This window comes from Lysinibacillus sp. NPDC095746, from assembly GCF_044763535.1.
Classification (GTDB): domain Bacteria; phylum Bacillota; class Bacilli; order Bacillales_A; family Planococcaceae; genus Lysinibacillus.
The window spans coordinates 1-13,285 of record NZ_JBIWGL010000004.1 but is presented as its reverse complement, the minus strand read 5'-3'; the positions used below and the strand labels follow the sequence as shown (position 1 = coordinate 13,285).

17 protein-coding genes and 2 pseudogenes are annotated in these 13,285 nt (G+C 34.3%); 16 read left to right on the top strand and 3 right to left on the bottom strand.

Going from position 1 to position 13,285, the window contains the following annotated elements; genetic code table 11:
- The first annotated feature begins 751 nt into the window (after nucleotides 1-751).
- From ACIQ7N_RS04210 to ACIQ7N_RS04175, 8 genes and pseudogenes are all read left to right on the top strand, one after another.
- Nucleotides 752-1,573 (top strand): CsxC family protein, encoded by an 822-nt coding sequence (locus ACIQ7N_RS04210; RefSeq protein WP_132356840.1) that lies wholly within the window; start codon nucleotides 752-754, stop codon nucleotides 1,571-1,573.
- A 527-nt stretch (nucleotides 1,574-2,100) separates the two neighbouring features.
- Nucleotides 2,101-3,534, top strand: coding sequence for a BC_2427 family protein (locus ACIQ7N_RS04205; RefSeq protein WP_402930449.1), 1,434 nt, complete (start codon nucleotides 2,101-2,103; stop codon nucleotides 3,532-3,534).
- Between the two features lie 137 nt (nucleotides 3,535-3,671).
- Complete coding sequence (locus tag ACIQ7N_RS04200; RefSeq protein ID WP_402930447.1) at nucleotides 3,672-4,457, top strand: CsxC family protein; 786 nt, start codon at nucleotides 3,672-3,674, stop codon at nucleotides 4,455-4,457.
- Nucleotides 4,458-4,593: 136 nt separating this feature from the next.
- Complete coding sequence (locus ACIQ7N_RS04195) at nucleotides 4,594-4,998, top strand: phage holin (RefSeq protein WP_402930446.1); 405 nt, start codon at nucleotides 4,594-4,596, stop codon at nucleotides 4,996-4,998.
- On the top strand, nucleotides 4,988-5,185 hold the full coding sequence (locus tag ACIQ7N_RS04190) for a hypothetical protein (RefSeq protein WP_402930444.1): 198 nt from the start codon (nucleotides 4,988-4,990) through the stop codon (nucleotides 5,183-5,185). Before ACIQ7N_RS04195 ends, ACIQ7N_RS04190 begins: the two co-directional genes overlap by 11 nt.
- A gap of 41 nt (nucleotides 5,186-5,226) precedes the next feature.
- Nucleotides 5,227-5,475 (top strand): annotated as a pseudogene (locus ACIQ7N_RS04185) (N-acetylmuramoyl-L-alanine amidase); the annotation flags it as partial.
- Nucleotides 5,476-5,501: 26 nt separating this feature from the next.
- Nucleotides 5,502-5,681, top strand: a complete 180-nt coding sequence (locus ACIQ7N_RS04180) for an SPOR domain-containing protein (protein ID WP_402930579.1) — start codon at nucleotides 5,502-5,504, stop codon at nucleotides 5,679-5,681.
- A gap of 485 nt (nucleotides 5,682-6,166) precedes the next feature.
- Nucleotides 6,167-6,853: a hypothetical protein gene (locus ACIQ7N_RS04175; protein WP_402930443.1), complete on the top strand. Its 687-nt coding sequence runs from the start codon at nucleotides 6,167-6,169 to the stop codon at nucleotides 6,851-6,853.
- A gap of 252 nt (nucleotides 6,854-7,105) precedes the next feature.
- Here the strand turns inward: ACIQ7N_RS04175 and ACIQ7N_RS04170 are convergent, their stop codons facing one another.
- From ACIQ7N_RS04170 to ACIQ7N_RS04160, 3 genes are all read right to left on the bottom strand, one after another.
- Nucleotides 7,106-7,213: an SHOCT domain-containing protein gene (locus ACIQ7N_RS04170; RefSeq protein ID WP_402930442.1), complete on the bottom strand. Its 108-nt coding sequence runs from the start codon at nucleotides 7,211-7,213 to the stop codon at nucleotides 7,106-7,108.
- A gap of 79 nt (nucleotides 7,214-7,292) precedes the next feature.
- Nucleotides 7,293-7,559 carry a hypothetical protein gene (locus ACIQ7N_RS04165; RefSeq protein ID WP_402930441.1) on the bottom strand — a complete coding sequence of 89 codons (267 nt, stop codon included), beginning with the start codon at nucleotides 7,557-7,559 and terminating at the stop codon, nucleotides 7,293-7,295.
- A gap of 99 nt (nucleotides 7,560-7,658) precedes the next feature.
- Complete coding sequence (locus ACIQ7N_RS04160) at nucleotides 7,659-7,862, bottom strand: helix-turn-helix domain-containing protein (RefSeq protein WP_402930439.1); 204 nt, start codon at nucleotides 7,860-7,862, stop codon at nucleotides 7,659-7,661.
- A gap of 246 nt (nucleotides 7,863-8,108) precedes the next feature.
- On the opposite strand from ACIQ7N_RS04160, the gene ACIQ7N_RS04155 reads away from it, so the two are divergent.
- The 8 genes and pseudogenes from ACIQ7N_RS04155 to ACIQ7N_RS04120 form a co-directional block, all read left to right on the top strand.
- A complete protein-coding gene (locus tag ACIQ7N_RS04155) occupies nucleotides 8,109-8,309 on the top strand; it encodes a helix-turn-helix domain-containing protein (RefSeq protein WP_402930438.1) in 201 nt (66 codons plus the stop codon).
- A 181-nt stretch (nucleotides 8,310-8,490) separates the two neighbouring features.
- On the top strand, nucleotides 8,491-8,886 hold the full coding sequence (locus tag ACIQ7N_RS04150; RefSeq protein WP_402930436.1) for a hypothetical protein: 396 nt from the start codon (nucleotides 8,491-8,493) through the stop codon (nucleotides 8,884-8,886).
- A 54-nt stretch (nucleotides 8,887-8,940) separates the two neighbouring features.
- On the top strand, nucleotides 8,941-9,159 hold the full coding sequence (locus ACIQ7N_RS04145; RefSeq protein ID WP_402930435.1) for a hypothetical protein: 219 nt from the start codon (nucleotides 8,941-8,943) through the stop codon (nucleotides 9,157-9,159).
- A gap of 530 nt (nucleotides 9,160-9,689) precedes the next feature.
- Complete coding sequence (locus tag ACIQ7N_RS04140) at nucleotides 9,690-9,881, top strand: hypothetical protein (RefSeq protein WP_402930434.1); 192 nt, start codon at nucleotides 9,690-9,692, stop codon at nucleotides 9,879-9,881.
- Between the two features lie 26 nt (nucleotides 9,882-9,907).
- Nucleotides 9,908-10,174: a hypothetical protein gene (locus ACIQ7N_RS04135; protein ID WP_402930433.1), complete on the top strand. Its 267-nt coding sequence runs from the start codon at nucleotides 9,908-9,910 to the stop codon at nucleotides 10,172-10,174.
- Between the two features lie 293 nt (nucleotides 10,175-10,467).
- Nucleotides 10,468-11,817, top strand: a complete 1,350-nt coding sequence (mtaB, locus tag ACIQ7N_RS04130; RefSeq protein WP_402930431.1) for a tRNA (N(6)-L-threonylcarbamoyladenosine(37)-C(2))-methylthiotransferase MtaB — start codon at nucleotides 10,468-10,470, stop codon at nucleotides 11,815-11,817.
- A 186-nt stretch (nucleotides 11,818-12,003) separates the two neighbouring features.
- Entirely contained in the window at nucleotides 12,004-12,675 is a 672-nt protein-coding gene (gene deoC / locus ACIQ7N_RS04125; protein ID WP_402930430.1) for a deoxyribose-phosphate aldolase, read from the top strand.
- Between the two features lie 398 nt (nucleotides 12,676-13,073).
- Nucleotides 13,074-13,285, top strand: a pseudogene (locus ACIQ7N_RS04120) (IS5/IS1182 family transposase); the annotation flags it as partial.

Below are 13,285 nucleotides of genomic sequence, written 5' to 3'. Positions count from 1 at the left end.
TAGGCATTTAGCCTTGTCAAAAGAGCCTTTTCAAACAATGGCTGTGCATAGTTAAACTGCAATATAATGACGTGTTAGTGCAGTCAGGTTTGAGGAATAGTAAAGGACGACAAGGATTTTATTAATAATCCTAACAAAAAGAGCCGATTCAAAAAAAATGAATCGGCTCTTTTACATTGTAGTCCAAAACAGACTCGTTAGAATGGTTTATGGGGTAGATTCTCCTTATTATCATTGACATTCATTTTATTTTAGGAACTTGGCAGTTAGTTATTTTTAAAAGAAAGCTCTAAGAAATAATGAAGCATCTCACTTAATTATTTCTAGTTGTACTTCTATCATAAATTATATTTCTCAAAACATAAGGCATTCACCTTTTTGTATAGTTTAAGGTTTCGTCGTGACAAATATACGATTTTAAAGCTCGTTTTTTATCGTTTTAACTCTCGTGATGAACTGAGGTAAATATCTTAATAATAATTATTTATTTTTGTAATTTCTATAAATCTATTCTGCAACCTTAATTGCTACAGGTTATTTGTTTACATGAAGAAAGTGAATATTCAGCGATTTAACTGTAGCATTCAGATGAGGACCGAGTTTAAAGAAAAGCTTTAAAACACAAATTAGATTCAACTCATTTTTATTATAAGTAAATAACTAGTATACAAGTCCATATATAGTTTTAAGTTCTTCATATTCTAATATAGAGCGCTCCTAATACTATAAAAAATGAAAAGAGGGAATTTTTTTGAGTGATCCATTAGATTTTCAAGTTAATCAAGTCGAACCTTGTCCAGTAACATCAACAGAACAAATTCCATTAACTACTGAAGTTACTCCAATAGTCGCTACACCGTTAGTGACGCCAACTGTTAAAGTTCCGGTTGTACTTGCAGAACCAACACTTCAAATTGCTGTGGAGGCGGATATTACGCTTACTCCTGCAGCAACTGAAATCAAAAGAGTGAAAAAAAACGTATTCCTAAATCAAGTGAAACTAGTGCCTGTTGCTTTTGCACGTATTGGCACTACTGACTTTTTTGCGGTAACAAGAGCCAAATTATTTGTAGCAGGACATATTCGTAAAAATATAGAATATGCTACAGCAGCATGTAACGCGGCACTCCAAGATAGAATTGCCGATGTTCCGTTTTCAGGTTTTACAGACCTTACGTTCCCACAAACACTTGGAGGCCCTACTCCGATTTTAGGAATTTCTGAGTTTGCCGAAGCGAACTTCCTTAATGAAACTACGCAAATGGATGCTCGATTGGATAAAGCATTCTTCCAAAATCTAGTTAAATACAATGAACAACCATTTGGCGAGTTAGTAGCTGCAAACTTCTTTGAACTTGATTTTTCACCAGTTATGGCAACACCAGAAGGCACTTTCGACACATTACGTGAAAAAATCGTGCTAGAGCTTACAGTAAAAGTACTGCAAGTTCAACAAATTCGTCTTGGAGCAGGCACTAGTGTTATAACTCCTGTTCTTACAGGGCTTACTCCTCCAGTTAGTCCTCCTACTCCTACGCCAACTCCGACTCCTCCTTCTAATCCTTGTTGTTAATCTCGGATTTAGAGGAGCAAAATAGACAAGAACGGGCATTTCGTAGGCACTAAAAAAACCTTAAATGGCAGTTGAAAGTTCGGATAAATCCAACTTTCAACTGCTTTTTGTATTAAAAATAGTGGATAGATAAAATTTTGGGTGCTATCGTCTCTCAAAATATGGGTATCTTAATTGCTACCCGAAATTTGGGAAGTAATCTGTGACAAAAGTGAAAATAAAGCATAGAATGGATTGTAATTAGTGCAAATACCTAGATCAAAGTAAAAGTAGCTCATAATCGTTTGACAATATTCAAAAAAGGAGCATTCATTAAAACTTTACACATTTAAATAGAAGAAAAAGTGTTTAGCTGTTAGCAAACATTAAAAGAAATGAAAAGGGCAGTTTTAGCAATCCATGGCAACGTAAGTAAATGAACTACTTCGTGAGTTTTTCCTGAAGAAAACGATTTTGAACATGTTTCTCTTATCGTAGGATTTTATGGATCAAATGTTTCACAATAAACATTATTTGGGAGTGAACGAATGCAAACTCCATGGATTAACTATAAAGTGATGAAAGAGATAAGTTCCGAACAAAAATATAATTGTCAAATTGAACCCATCGAAATGGATCAAGCATCGCAACAGAAACCTCCTTATTCCGATTTTATAAATGATTTACTTGATATAGAAAAAGAAAGTGAATCCGGCCTCGCACCACATGTCATTCCTTCTGAAACGAATGTAGGGGATGAAATGGATAATCCTCTTGATGCAGACGATGTAGAAGAAACCAAGCCTGTGGAAGAAATGAATGATCCTCTTGATCCAGAAGATATAGATGAAACCAAGTCCATGGAAGAGCAGGATGTTGTAGCTTGTTTAGATTCCGTCATTCCTCCTGAAACCAATATAGAGGATAAAATGAATGATCCCCTAAATATAGAACCTTTGGAAGAGCAGGATTTTGCATCACATGTAGATTTCGATTGTGAACTATCTAATCCTTCTGAAACGAATGTAGGGGATGAAATGAATGATTCCCTTGATTTAGACGATGCAGATGAAACCAAGCCTGTAGAAGAACAGGATATTACAACCCAACTAGACTCTAAACGTGAAAATTGTAGTCCTTGTGAATCCGATGTTGGGAAGAAAATAATATGTCTTATTGATTCAGAAGAGATGGAAAATAGCAATTTTACAGATCGTGTTCATGCATTTCCTCGGTCAGTACAAGGGGAAGTACATTCTAAAACGAAAAAAAGCCCATTCTCTACTCACGTAGAAATTGATGATTTTCTTCATGCTCCTATCTGTGGGGAGGTTGTTAAAAATACATTTGATTTTCTTGATCGAACCAATCATCTAACTCCGCAATTTGAAACGAAACTATTTAGTACTACAACGGATTATCCTGACCAACCTGATTGTCGTTTGGTTCACTCAAAAATTAATCAAATTACATTTTTAATGAAAACTGATACTTATGATAAAAATAATCAGAAGAGTAATCCGTCTAAATCAGTTGTTATTCCCTTACATAACACACAATCAACTAAAAAAGGAGAAACCGATTATCACTCTTACGGTTCCGGTGACTTTATGCACATTAGAGCGCCAGTTGTAGTTGGGGAATATAAAGTAGAAATATGCCTTGAAGAGAATATCGTATTTGAAAAAGGAATTGAGGGGGTTAAAGATATCTCGAATGAGGTAGTATTAACGAATTGTAGATTCGTTCCTCATCAATTTTCTCAATCATTAGGTAATGGGACATGTTCAGCGCTGAGGGGGAATTTATTTATTGAAGGTTATATTCATCAGAGTATTGAATATACAGCATCCCACATTGGGAATGTAGTACCTGCACAAAATGAGTCATTAATTCATTCAAATCAAATGTGTCAAAACATAGTATTAGAAATAATCATTCATTTGCTACAAGTCCAAAAAATTCGAGTGCCTAAGATCTAAAGGATGCTTAAGCATATATCTCTGCTCAAAAAACTCTTTTTTTAAAAAACTAGTGTATATGTCCATATATGGATTAAATCCCGACATATTCTAGCGATATGAGTACTCTCATAAAAAAAATGAAAAGAGGGAACATTTTGAGTGATCAATTAGATAATCAAGTTAATCACGTTAGTAAAGGCGAACCTTGTCCAGTGGCATCAACTGAACAAATACCATTAACTAGTGCTATTACTCCAGTAATCGCTACACCGGTTACGACTCCAACTATTAAAGTTCCAGTTGTACTTGCAGAACCAACAGTTCAAATCGTTGTGGAATCGGATATTACACTTACTCCAGCAGCAACTGAAATCAAAAGAGTGAAAAAAAATGTATTCTTAAATCAAGTAAAATTAGTACCGGTTAGCTTTGCACGTATTGACAACACTGACTTTTTTGCAGTAACAAGAGCTAAATTATTTGTAGCAGGACATATTCGTAAAAATATAGAATATGCTTCATCTGCATGTAATGGGGCACTTCGTGATAGAATTGCTGATGTTCAGTTTTCTGGTTTTACAGACCTTACTTTCCCACAAACACCTGGAGGCCCTACTCCAATCTTAGGAATTTCCGAGTTTGCCGAAGCGAACTTCCTTAATGAAAAAACGCAAATGGATGCTCGATTGGATAAGGCTTTCTTCCAAAACCTGGTGAAATATAATGAACAACCATTTGGCGAGTTAGTAGCTGCAAACTTCTTTGAACTTGATTTCTCACCAATTATGGCAGCACCAGAATGTACTTTCAGCACATTGCGTGAAAAAATTGTACTGGAACTTACTGTAAAAGTACTGCAAGTTCAACAAGTCCGCCTTGGAGCAGGCACTAATGTAATAACTCCAGATCTTTTCGGACTTACGCCTCCTACTAGTCTATAATAATCTCTAGTTTTTAGAGGAGCAGAACAAGTAAAGGTATCTCTTTTATTTGGAAAAACAACAACTATGTAATATTTAATGAGCACTAATAAAAATCCAATATTCGAGAGGGCAGTTGAATGTTAGGTTGCATCTAATGTTCAACTGCCTTTTAGAAAGATTGAATCAACATTTAAACGAGGTTGACGGAACCTCAAAAGAATCTGCAAAGCGTATCAATAATCATGAAGTACGAATTGTTGTATTGAAAAAAGTAGCTGGTATTCAAAAAGTGTGCATCATGAAAATTAATTGGAAAGTTCGTATTCGTCGTAAACAGTTTTGGGTGTCATTAATTGCATTACTTATTGTACTTGCTAATCAAATAGCAGGCATTTTTTATGTCGATATTAAGATTTACAACGACCAGGTAACAGCGATTTCGGAGAACATTCCAAGCATTTTAGGTTTACTTGGTATTATCATCGACCCAACTACAATAGGGGTTTCAGATAGCACGGAAGCAATGGATTATAACAAACTAAAGGACGGTGAACAATAATGAGTACAATTCGAAAAAAATTGTTCCAGATGTACAAGCTAACAAGGTCTCTTATGGCAAAGGGAACTCTAAAAAGTTTGTCGTTGTCCATGAAACAGATAATCCGCGATCAGGAGCCGATGCAGACGCACACGCACGATTACAATACAATGGTAATAGTCGTAAGCATCGTGCCACTATACAGTAGATTACAAAGATGCCGTACAATTTTTTGAACATGCTTGGAGATGTTGGGCCGCGGGAAGCACGACAGGTAATAATCAAGGGATTCAAGTAGAGGTATGCGTAAACGGTGATGGTAACTATCAAAAAGTAATGCAAAATGCTGCAGAGTTAGTTGCTAAAATCATGAAAGACGGAAATATACCAATTCAAAATGTTGTTCAGCACAACCACTTTAGTGGTAAAAATTGCCCTCGAAATATGTGTGAAGGTAAAATTACATGGTCGCAATTTATTACAATAGTTAAAATGTAAGTGGTAATGAACAGCCACCTAAACCAATTACAGATAATAATAGATATCGTGTACTTACTGGAACATACGCTACCAAACAAGCTGCAGAAAATGTACAAGATGTACTTAAACATCGATTTGGTTGGGTTGCATATATTGAACCGGACGGATCTAAATGGCGTGTTAAAACAGGTACATTTGCAGGTATGGCAGCAGCACAAGCCTAAAATTAAAAAAGCTAAGTTAGCCCAGGTAACAAATATAGTAACCGAATGATTTTAAGCCCAGGTACTCATTTTAAAGGTTGGTACCTGGCTTTTTATTTCAATAACATAATAATTAACAATTATCTATTTTGTGAACTTTTTAATATGAAAATATTATTGCTGATTGAACAAGAATTAAAACTAATGTCAATAGTATCGGTCTATTTTATTTCCTTTTTCCTATATTTAAATAAAAATACCGCCAAAAATTGACGGTGGCATTGGCGTGATATGGCGGTTTTCACAAATAAGAGGAAAACGCCGCCGAAATTTTAGTTTGATACCGCCAAAAAATGGCGTAAATGCAGGGTTGAATTAACCTTTTTGGAAATGATAGGATATAGGTACTCGAGTTAAAGAACATTATAGCTATGGTGGGAAAATTACAATATTATCACTACACCATTTTCTGTTGTAGTTGACAATACATTATGGAGGAATTAAAATTGCGTAAAATATTAATTGCAGCTTTATTAACAGTTTTTTCGTTCTCAACAGTAACACCAGCATTTGCTCAAAGTTATGAGCCTTCTGTAATTGAAAATAAAAATGTAAATGATGTTAAAGAATATACTTTTGATGATATACTCGCTTTAGAGCCTTACGTACATGTTGAGGATGGTTTATTAATCCTTGATGAAAATTCAGCTAGTGACGCTGGTATTGATAATGAATTAATTCAAGGTCAACAAGAATATTTTAACTATTTAAATCAACAAGTCAAAACTAATGTTATTAGTGTATCGCAAGATTTAACTATTCAAGATTTATCTGAAGATAATAATGAAAAACAAAGTGATTCTCCTATGCTATTTAAAGCTACTTGTAAACCTAAAGGTAAAACTACATCACCTGAATCTTTTTGGTGGGGATATAGAACAAAATTAAATAGTTGTGATACTAAAAAGGCTATTACTGATGCTAATACTGTAGCAGCCGGCGCAGCTATATCTACTGCAGGTCTTGGTGGACTTGGTGCTTGGTTCCCTGTATTTCTTGCTGGTGGAGTCATTACTGGTTTAACATCAGGTTATTTTTGGTTATTTGGAACACGTTTAGATGCAAATAATAATGGGAGCGGAGTTATTGTAGATATGACTTGGGCTACTGTTTATGATATTGAGCCTCAATAATTAGAAAAAAGAATTGGGGTGTTGCAATGAAATATAATAATATAATATATATAATTTTTTTAATTATTATACTTTCATTAGATGCATATTTTGGTTATCTGGCTATTTGGAAGAAACAATTTGATTTTGTGCCAATTTTAATATTTTTGGGATTAAGTGTTCTCCTTGTAGTTGTATTTTTAAAGAGAAAATAATGTTAAAAGTGAAAAACGGTTGCCAGTGGAAAACTCCCTTGGCTACCGTTTTATTTATTTATATCCCTAACAATTGCTTTTTCTTCGCGTCAAATTCTTCTTGAGTAATTAATTCATCCTTTAATAGTTCCTTCAATTCACGAATTTCATCGGCAATATCGTACATGTCCTTAGCCTTTTTAGCAGATGGGGTAGACGCAGTTTTATTCACTGTCTTTAAGTTTTCAATTCCTGAATTTCAATTTTTAAGTAAACAAGCTTATTGTGTTGATACTACCAATTGAAGACAAAGGAATGCTCGTTTCATCATTGGATACGATACCTTTGATTTCATGTAATAAGATTCTTTGGTCGGTAACATAAAGTTTTTTTGTACCTTTAACAAATGCACATACAGCTAATAATGTTTCACCTTGTTCCGTCAGTCTATCGTCAAACATTTGAATCTGTTTTGCCATTACTTTCTTCTTTCGAAAGCCTGCAAATTTTATTGTTTCTGCTATTGTATCCATGCTATCGATCCTTACAGAATTATGTGTTTCAATTCTATGGAAAATCTTGCTATTAGAACATATAATAAAAACAGACGACCCTAATTAGTTATTTGTTACTTAAAATTTACGTCCATCCTCTAAAACAAAGTGGGCCTCGTATTTTGCCTCTAATGCAGTTGCAATCTCCTCTAATTCCTTTTCACTGAAATTATCTCTCTTTAGCTTATTAGAAATATTGGATTGAGAAGTACCTAGCTTTTCGGCTAATTTAGTAGCTGTTACATCTCTTTCAACCATCAACAATTTAATCTTCTTTGCCATGCTCATGCCTCTTACACCACCTCAATAATTATTGTTACCACTATTATAGTTTATAAATACACTGAAATGAAATATAAATTCACTTTTTAGTGTATTTTCTATTTACACTCTCATTTTTATGAGATATATTATTATCAAATAGTGTAGTTTTTACACTATTAAGTGGAATTAAGGTGAAAACGATGGCGTTTGAATACTTATCAACTTACAAAACATTTGAATCAATAGCAGATATGGACACAGCTGTTGAGAACCACATGGCAGCGCTACTATGATTTGACTGAATCAGAACGTGCCATCGTTTTCAAGCTTGATAGTCATGCTTTGGAACATCCAGGGGCTTGTCATTTAAAAGCTTCCACAATCGCTACATCATTGGAGATCAGCACAAAGACATTTAATCGCGCTATTTCGAAACTGGAATCACCAAAAAAGAAACGACTGTAAAAAGTAAAGGTGACAAGGTGCAAGTATTTATATCATTCTACCTTACGATGATGTCCCTGCGTTAATGTCTGAGCGTGAAAAAGCTGGAAAACCCTGCGAGAGTAGGGTTGAAGAGCAACAATCTGAAAACCTATCTTTAAACTCTTTTATTCTTTTAGGTTCTTAACAAGCAAATAATATTATGAATCTAGAAACTGAATTAGCTTTGCAAGTTGAAAAGAAAAAAGAATACATAAATGAGTACCAGGTAATGCTATTTGATTTTATGCATTCACTACAATTAGCAGATAACTTAAAAGAAGATTTAAATAAATGTGTATTAGCTGATCAGATTCAAAGTGCAACTGACTTTATCACAGCTAAGAACGTTCTATTAAAAATTGCTAAGGATATAAAAGAAGGTGTACTGACGGTTGCTAGTACATTAAGAGCCGTATTCGTAGGGGCATATAGTAAAGCTGTAGAGCGATTAAGTATTAAGACTAGTAAATCATCATATATAGAAGAAACACCAAATAGAGAACGTCCTGTACCGTTTAATAACTGGCTTAATGAACGTGAAATGTTTAAGTTGTAATTTTGGTTATATTTAGTTAAATGGTATTAAAACTATATGTGGAAGTGATTTGAAATGAGTACTAGCATTGAAGAAAGAATTTTAAGTAGCTTATCCAATTCGGAAATTTTTTCTAAAAATAATTCTAAAGCTCAACAATACATAGATAGTGTAATTACAGAAAATTTTCATGAAGAAAGATTAGTTGAGGGGTTTGACGCTATTGAGGAAATATCGGAGAACAAATTAGTGACGATATTTTGCGATTACTTTCTTTTTCTAGATTATCTTTAAGTATCATTAATAGTAATAGTGAAACATATAAATTCGGTAAATATTATAAATTGTTGATACACAAATTTAGAAGGAAATTTAACCGACTAAGAAGGCTTGATGAAAACGGAGTGTCTACGTTAATTAATATAACGGATAGTTTGGAAGAGAATGACAATAAATTATGTAGCTCAGAGGGCTGATAAATCATATGTAGAGTATAAATTAACACATAAAAGTCAGATTTCAGTCATAAATTACTTCATAAACGCTTTTACTCGGTATGTTTCATCGTCTAACTATCTAGATAAAGATGACTTAGATGATTTTATAGAAGATATTAATGGGGTAAGGGTTCGATAGATAAACTCGAGTCTACTATTCAAAATATAATAGAGGAAATAGATAATAAATGAAATAAAAGTTGAACGTAGTAAAAAAACAGACCTGTTTTTAGAGATAACCGTTTAACTGTCTTCCAAGGTTGGAAGACTAAAAGTTTTGATGAGGAATATGAATTAGAAGATACTACACTTGCTGATTTTGATGAAATGTCAAAAAGACCTCTTGATTTCGACGAGCTTTATAGTGCAGTGGTTCATTATTTTAATGTTCGTATGGGCACAGATGTATCTAATAGTCCAAAAGTACATAAAACTTCGAGTAGTGGTGGAGGAGGGAACGGCATGGAGCATAGAATAGAAAGATTAGAGACAAAAACAGATAAAACCCAAAGTGATTAAGTAATATCTCACAAAGTATTGCTGTCATGGACGAAGCACAAAAAAACGTTGCCACTAAATCAGATATTCAAGACATAAAAAATGAGATACTCCAAGCAATACAAAAAATACATTCAGACGATAAGATAAAACAAATTATCTCAGACTTTAATAAAAACCACAAAATAGCTTCCAAATTATTTGTGGAATCAAAATTAAGTAGTTTTTTCAATAAACAACTTGTATGGATTATAGGTACTGCCTTAACAACTGGTTTACTCATAGTAGCTATATTAAGACTTTTACTTAAGTAAAATTACTTTGTCCCACTATGTTTCTCTATACATTAGTGGGATTTATTTTTTAAAATCAGATTAAATAAAAAGTCTGTGAAAAGAGAAATTTTATATTATTTCTCACAAGCGATAGGAAAAACTTTATAAATGAAATAACTAGGCAACGATAACTTTGTCATTCCAAATCTTAAATGTACTGATTTTAATAGGTTTATGTTATCATAAATCACGTGTCTAAAATTAATACATCAAAAAATAATTATAAGATAAGAAGCACAATGTAATGTGAAGTTGAAAGGATGAAATATACTATGAGTGAAACGCTTCCTAAAACCCTAGCTCTATATACTCTAGGTTGTAAAGTGAATCATTATGAAACAGAAGCGATTTGGCAGCTATTTAAAGAAGAAGGCTATGAACGTACGGAATTTGATCGTCAAGCAGACGTTTATGTCATTAATACATGTACAGTTACAAATACAGGGGATAAAAAATCACGTCAAGTTATCCGTCGTGCTATTCGTCAAAACCCAGACGCTGTCATTTGTGTAACAGGATGTTATGCTCAAACATCTCCAGCTGAAATTATGGCGATTCCTGGTGTTGACATTGTTGTAGGTACACAGGATCGTACAAAATTAATTGGCTACATAGACCAATATCTTACTGAACGCCAACCAATTAATGCAGTCCACAACATTATGAAAAATCGCGTTTATGAGGAATTAGATGTACCGGCATTTACAGACCGTACACGTGCATCTTTAAAAATACAAGAAGGCTGTAATAACTTCTGTACGTTTTGTATTATTCCATGGGCACGCGGGTTAATGCGTTCTCGAGATCCTCAAGAAGTATTGAACCAAGCTCAACAATTAGTGGATGCAGGGTATCTAGAAATTGTTTTAACGGGTATTCATACAGGTGGCTATGGACAAGACTTAAAAGATTACAATTTAGCTCAGCTACTACGTGATTTAGAGGCAAATGTGAAAGGCTTAAAACGTCTTCGAATTTCTTCGATTGAGGCAAGTCAATTAACAGATGAAGTGATTGAAGTTTTACGCGAATCAAAAATTGTTGTTAATCATTTACACATTCCAATCCAATCTGGCTCTGATACCGTTTTAAAACGTATGCGTCGTAAATATACAATGGAGTTCTTCGGTGAACGCTTAACTAAACTACATGAAGCTTTACCAGACTTAGCTGTCACTTCTGACGTAATCGTAGGTTTCCCAGGAGAAACTGAGGAAGAGTTCATGGAAACATATAACTTTATACGTGATCATCAGTTTTCTGAATTACATGTATTCCCGTTTTCTCCACGTACAGGTACACCAGCAGCGCGTATGGAGGACCAAATTGACGAGGACATTAAAAACGAACGTGTTCACCGATTGATCGCATTAAATGACCAATTAGCAAAGGAATATGCTTCTCGCTTTGAAGATCAAGTACTAGAAGTAATTCCTGAAGAATTCGTGCATGATGGAAGTGAAGAAGAGGGGCTATTAACAGGTTACACAGATAATTACTTAAAAGTAGTCTTTGAAGGTCCTGAAAGCCTAATCGGTCAGCTTGTAAAGGTGAAAATTATTCAAGCTGGATATCCACACTCTAAAGGACAATTTGTTCGTGTTTTAGAAACTGTAAAATAAAAATTGTAACTATGAAGAGAAGCACCGTCCGAACTTTGGACGGTGTTTTACTTTTTTGATTGAAGAGATGTCGTTTATTAACTTATAGAAATCCCTTACTATAAAAGAAATTAGACGGAAACGTTAAAAAATGTTATGATGCCAAAGAGGTACGTACAACTTGTTGGTAGAGGAGAGTTTATTAAAATGGAACAAAATTTTGCGCGTATGATTGATCACACATTATTAAAGGCTGAAGCAACAAAAGAGCAAATCGAAAAATTATGTGCAGAGGCAAAACAATTTAACTTTGCTTCTGTTTGTGTAAATCCAACTTGGGTAAATTATAGCAGCGAGCTTTTACAAGGCTCAGAGGTCTTAGTTTGTACTGTAATTGGCTTCCCTTTAGGTGCTAACACGCCAGCAGTTAAAGCATTTGAGGCGAAAGATGCGATTGCTAACGGTGCTAAAGAGGTAGACATGGTTATCAATATCGGTGCGTTAAAGGATAAAAATTATGACCTTGTGCAAGCAGATATTGCTGCAGTTGTTGAAGCGGCGAAAGGTAATGCACTTGTAAAAGTAATTATTGAATCTTGCCTTTTAACGGACGAAGAAAAAATAAAAGCATGTGAGTTAGCTGTGGCAGCAGGTGCTGATTATGTGAAAACATCAACTGGTTTTTCTACTGGAGGCGCAACAGCAGAAGATATTGCATTAATGCGTAAAACAGTAGGCCCAGATTTAGGTGTAAAAGCCTCTGGTGGTGTCAGAAGCTTAGAGGATATGAAAAAGATGATTGAGGCTGGAGCAACTCGTATCGGAGCAAGCTCTGGTGTTGCTATTATGAACGGATTAATTGCAGATTCTAATTATTAATAGTAATGAAAATCCTTATATAGTAAGTGTTACGGGGCTGTTCGTTAAGAACTAGCCCCCTATACATTTAGAATTTAAAAACCCATTAACCCCCACGATTAAAATCCTTCAGCAATTTATAACAAATATTTAATCAATCGATCTATTGTTATTATTTCATCCACATCCCCCCCTTTTTAACTTATAGTAGATGATGTATTATTGAGAGTAATTGCAAAAATGTATAGGAAGGAATATGATAAATTTTAGGTTTTTAATAAAGTTTTTATAGATGAGTTAATTTCATAATTCTAACCTCTTTAGTATCAAGGGTTCTAAAACAATAAAAAACGGGCACCTCCCCAAATTCGGTATAATGATAGCGACGAAACTAACATACAGAATGAGGTGAATGCCCTATGACTATTGTAAAACAAATGAGCCTATTTGGCATCCAAGAATTATTGGAAATGGAAAGTTCACGTCGATTTGATGAAATTTTCGCCACTTTCGACGTGCAGCCCGTTTTTCAGCTGTTTTCCAAAAAGACGTTACGTGGTGCCCCACGTGAATTAAATTACGGTGCGATGATACAATCACTCATTATTCGTATTGTCGAACGGATTCCAAC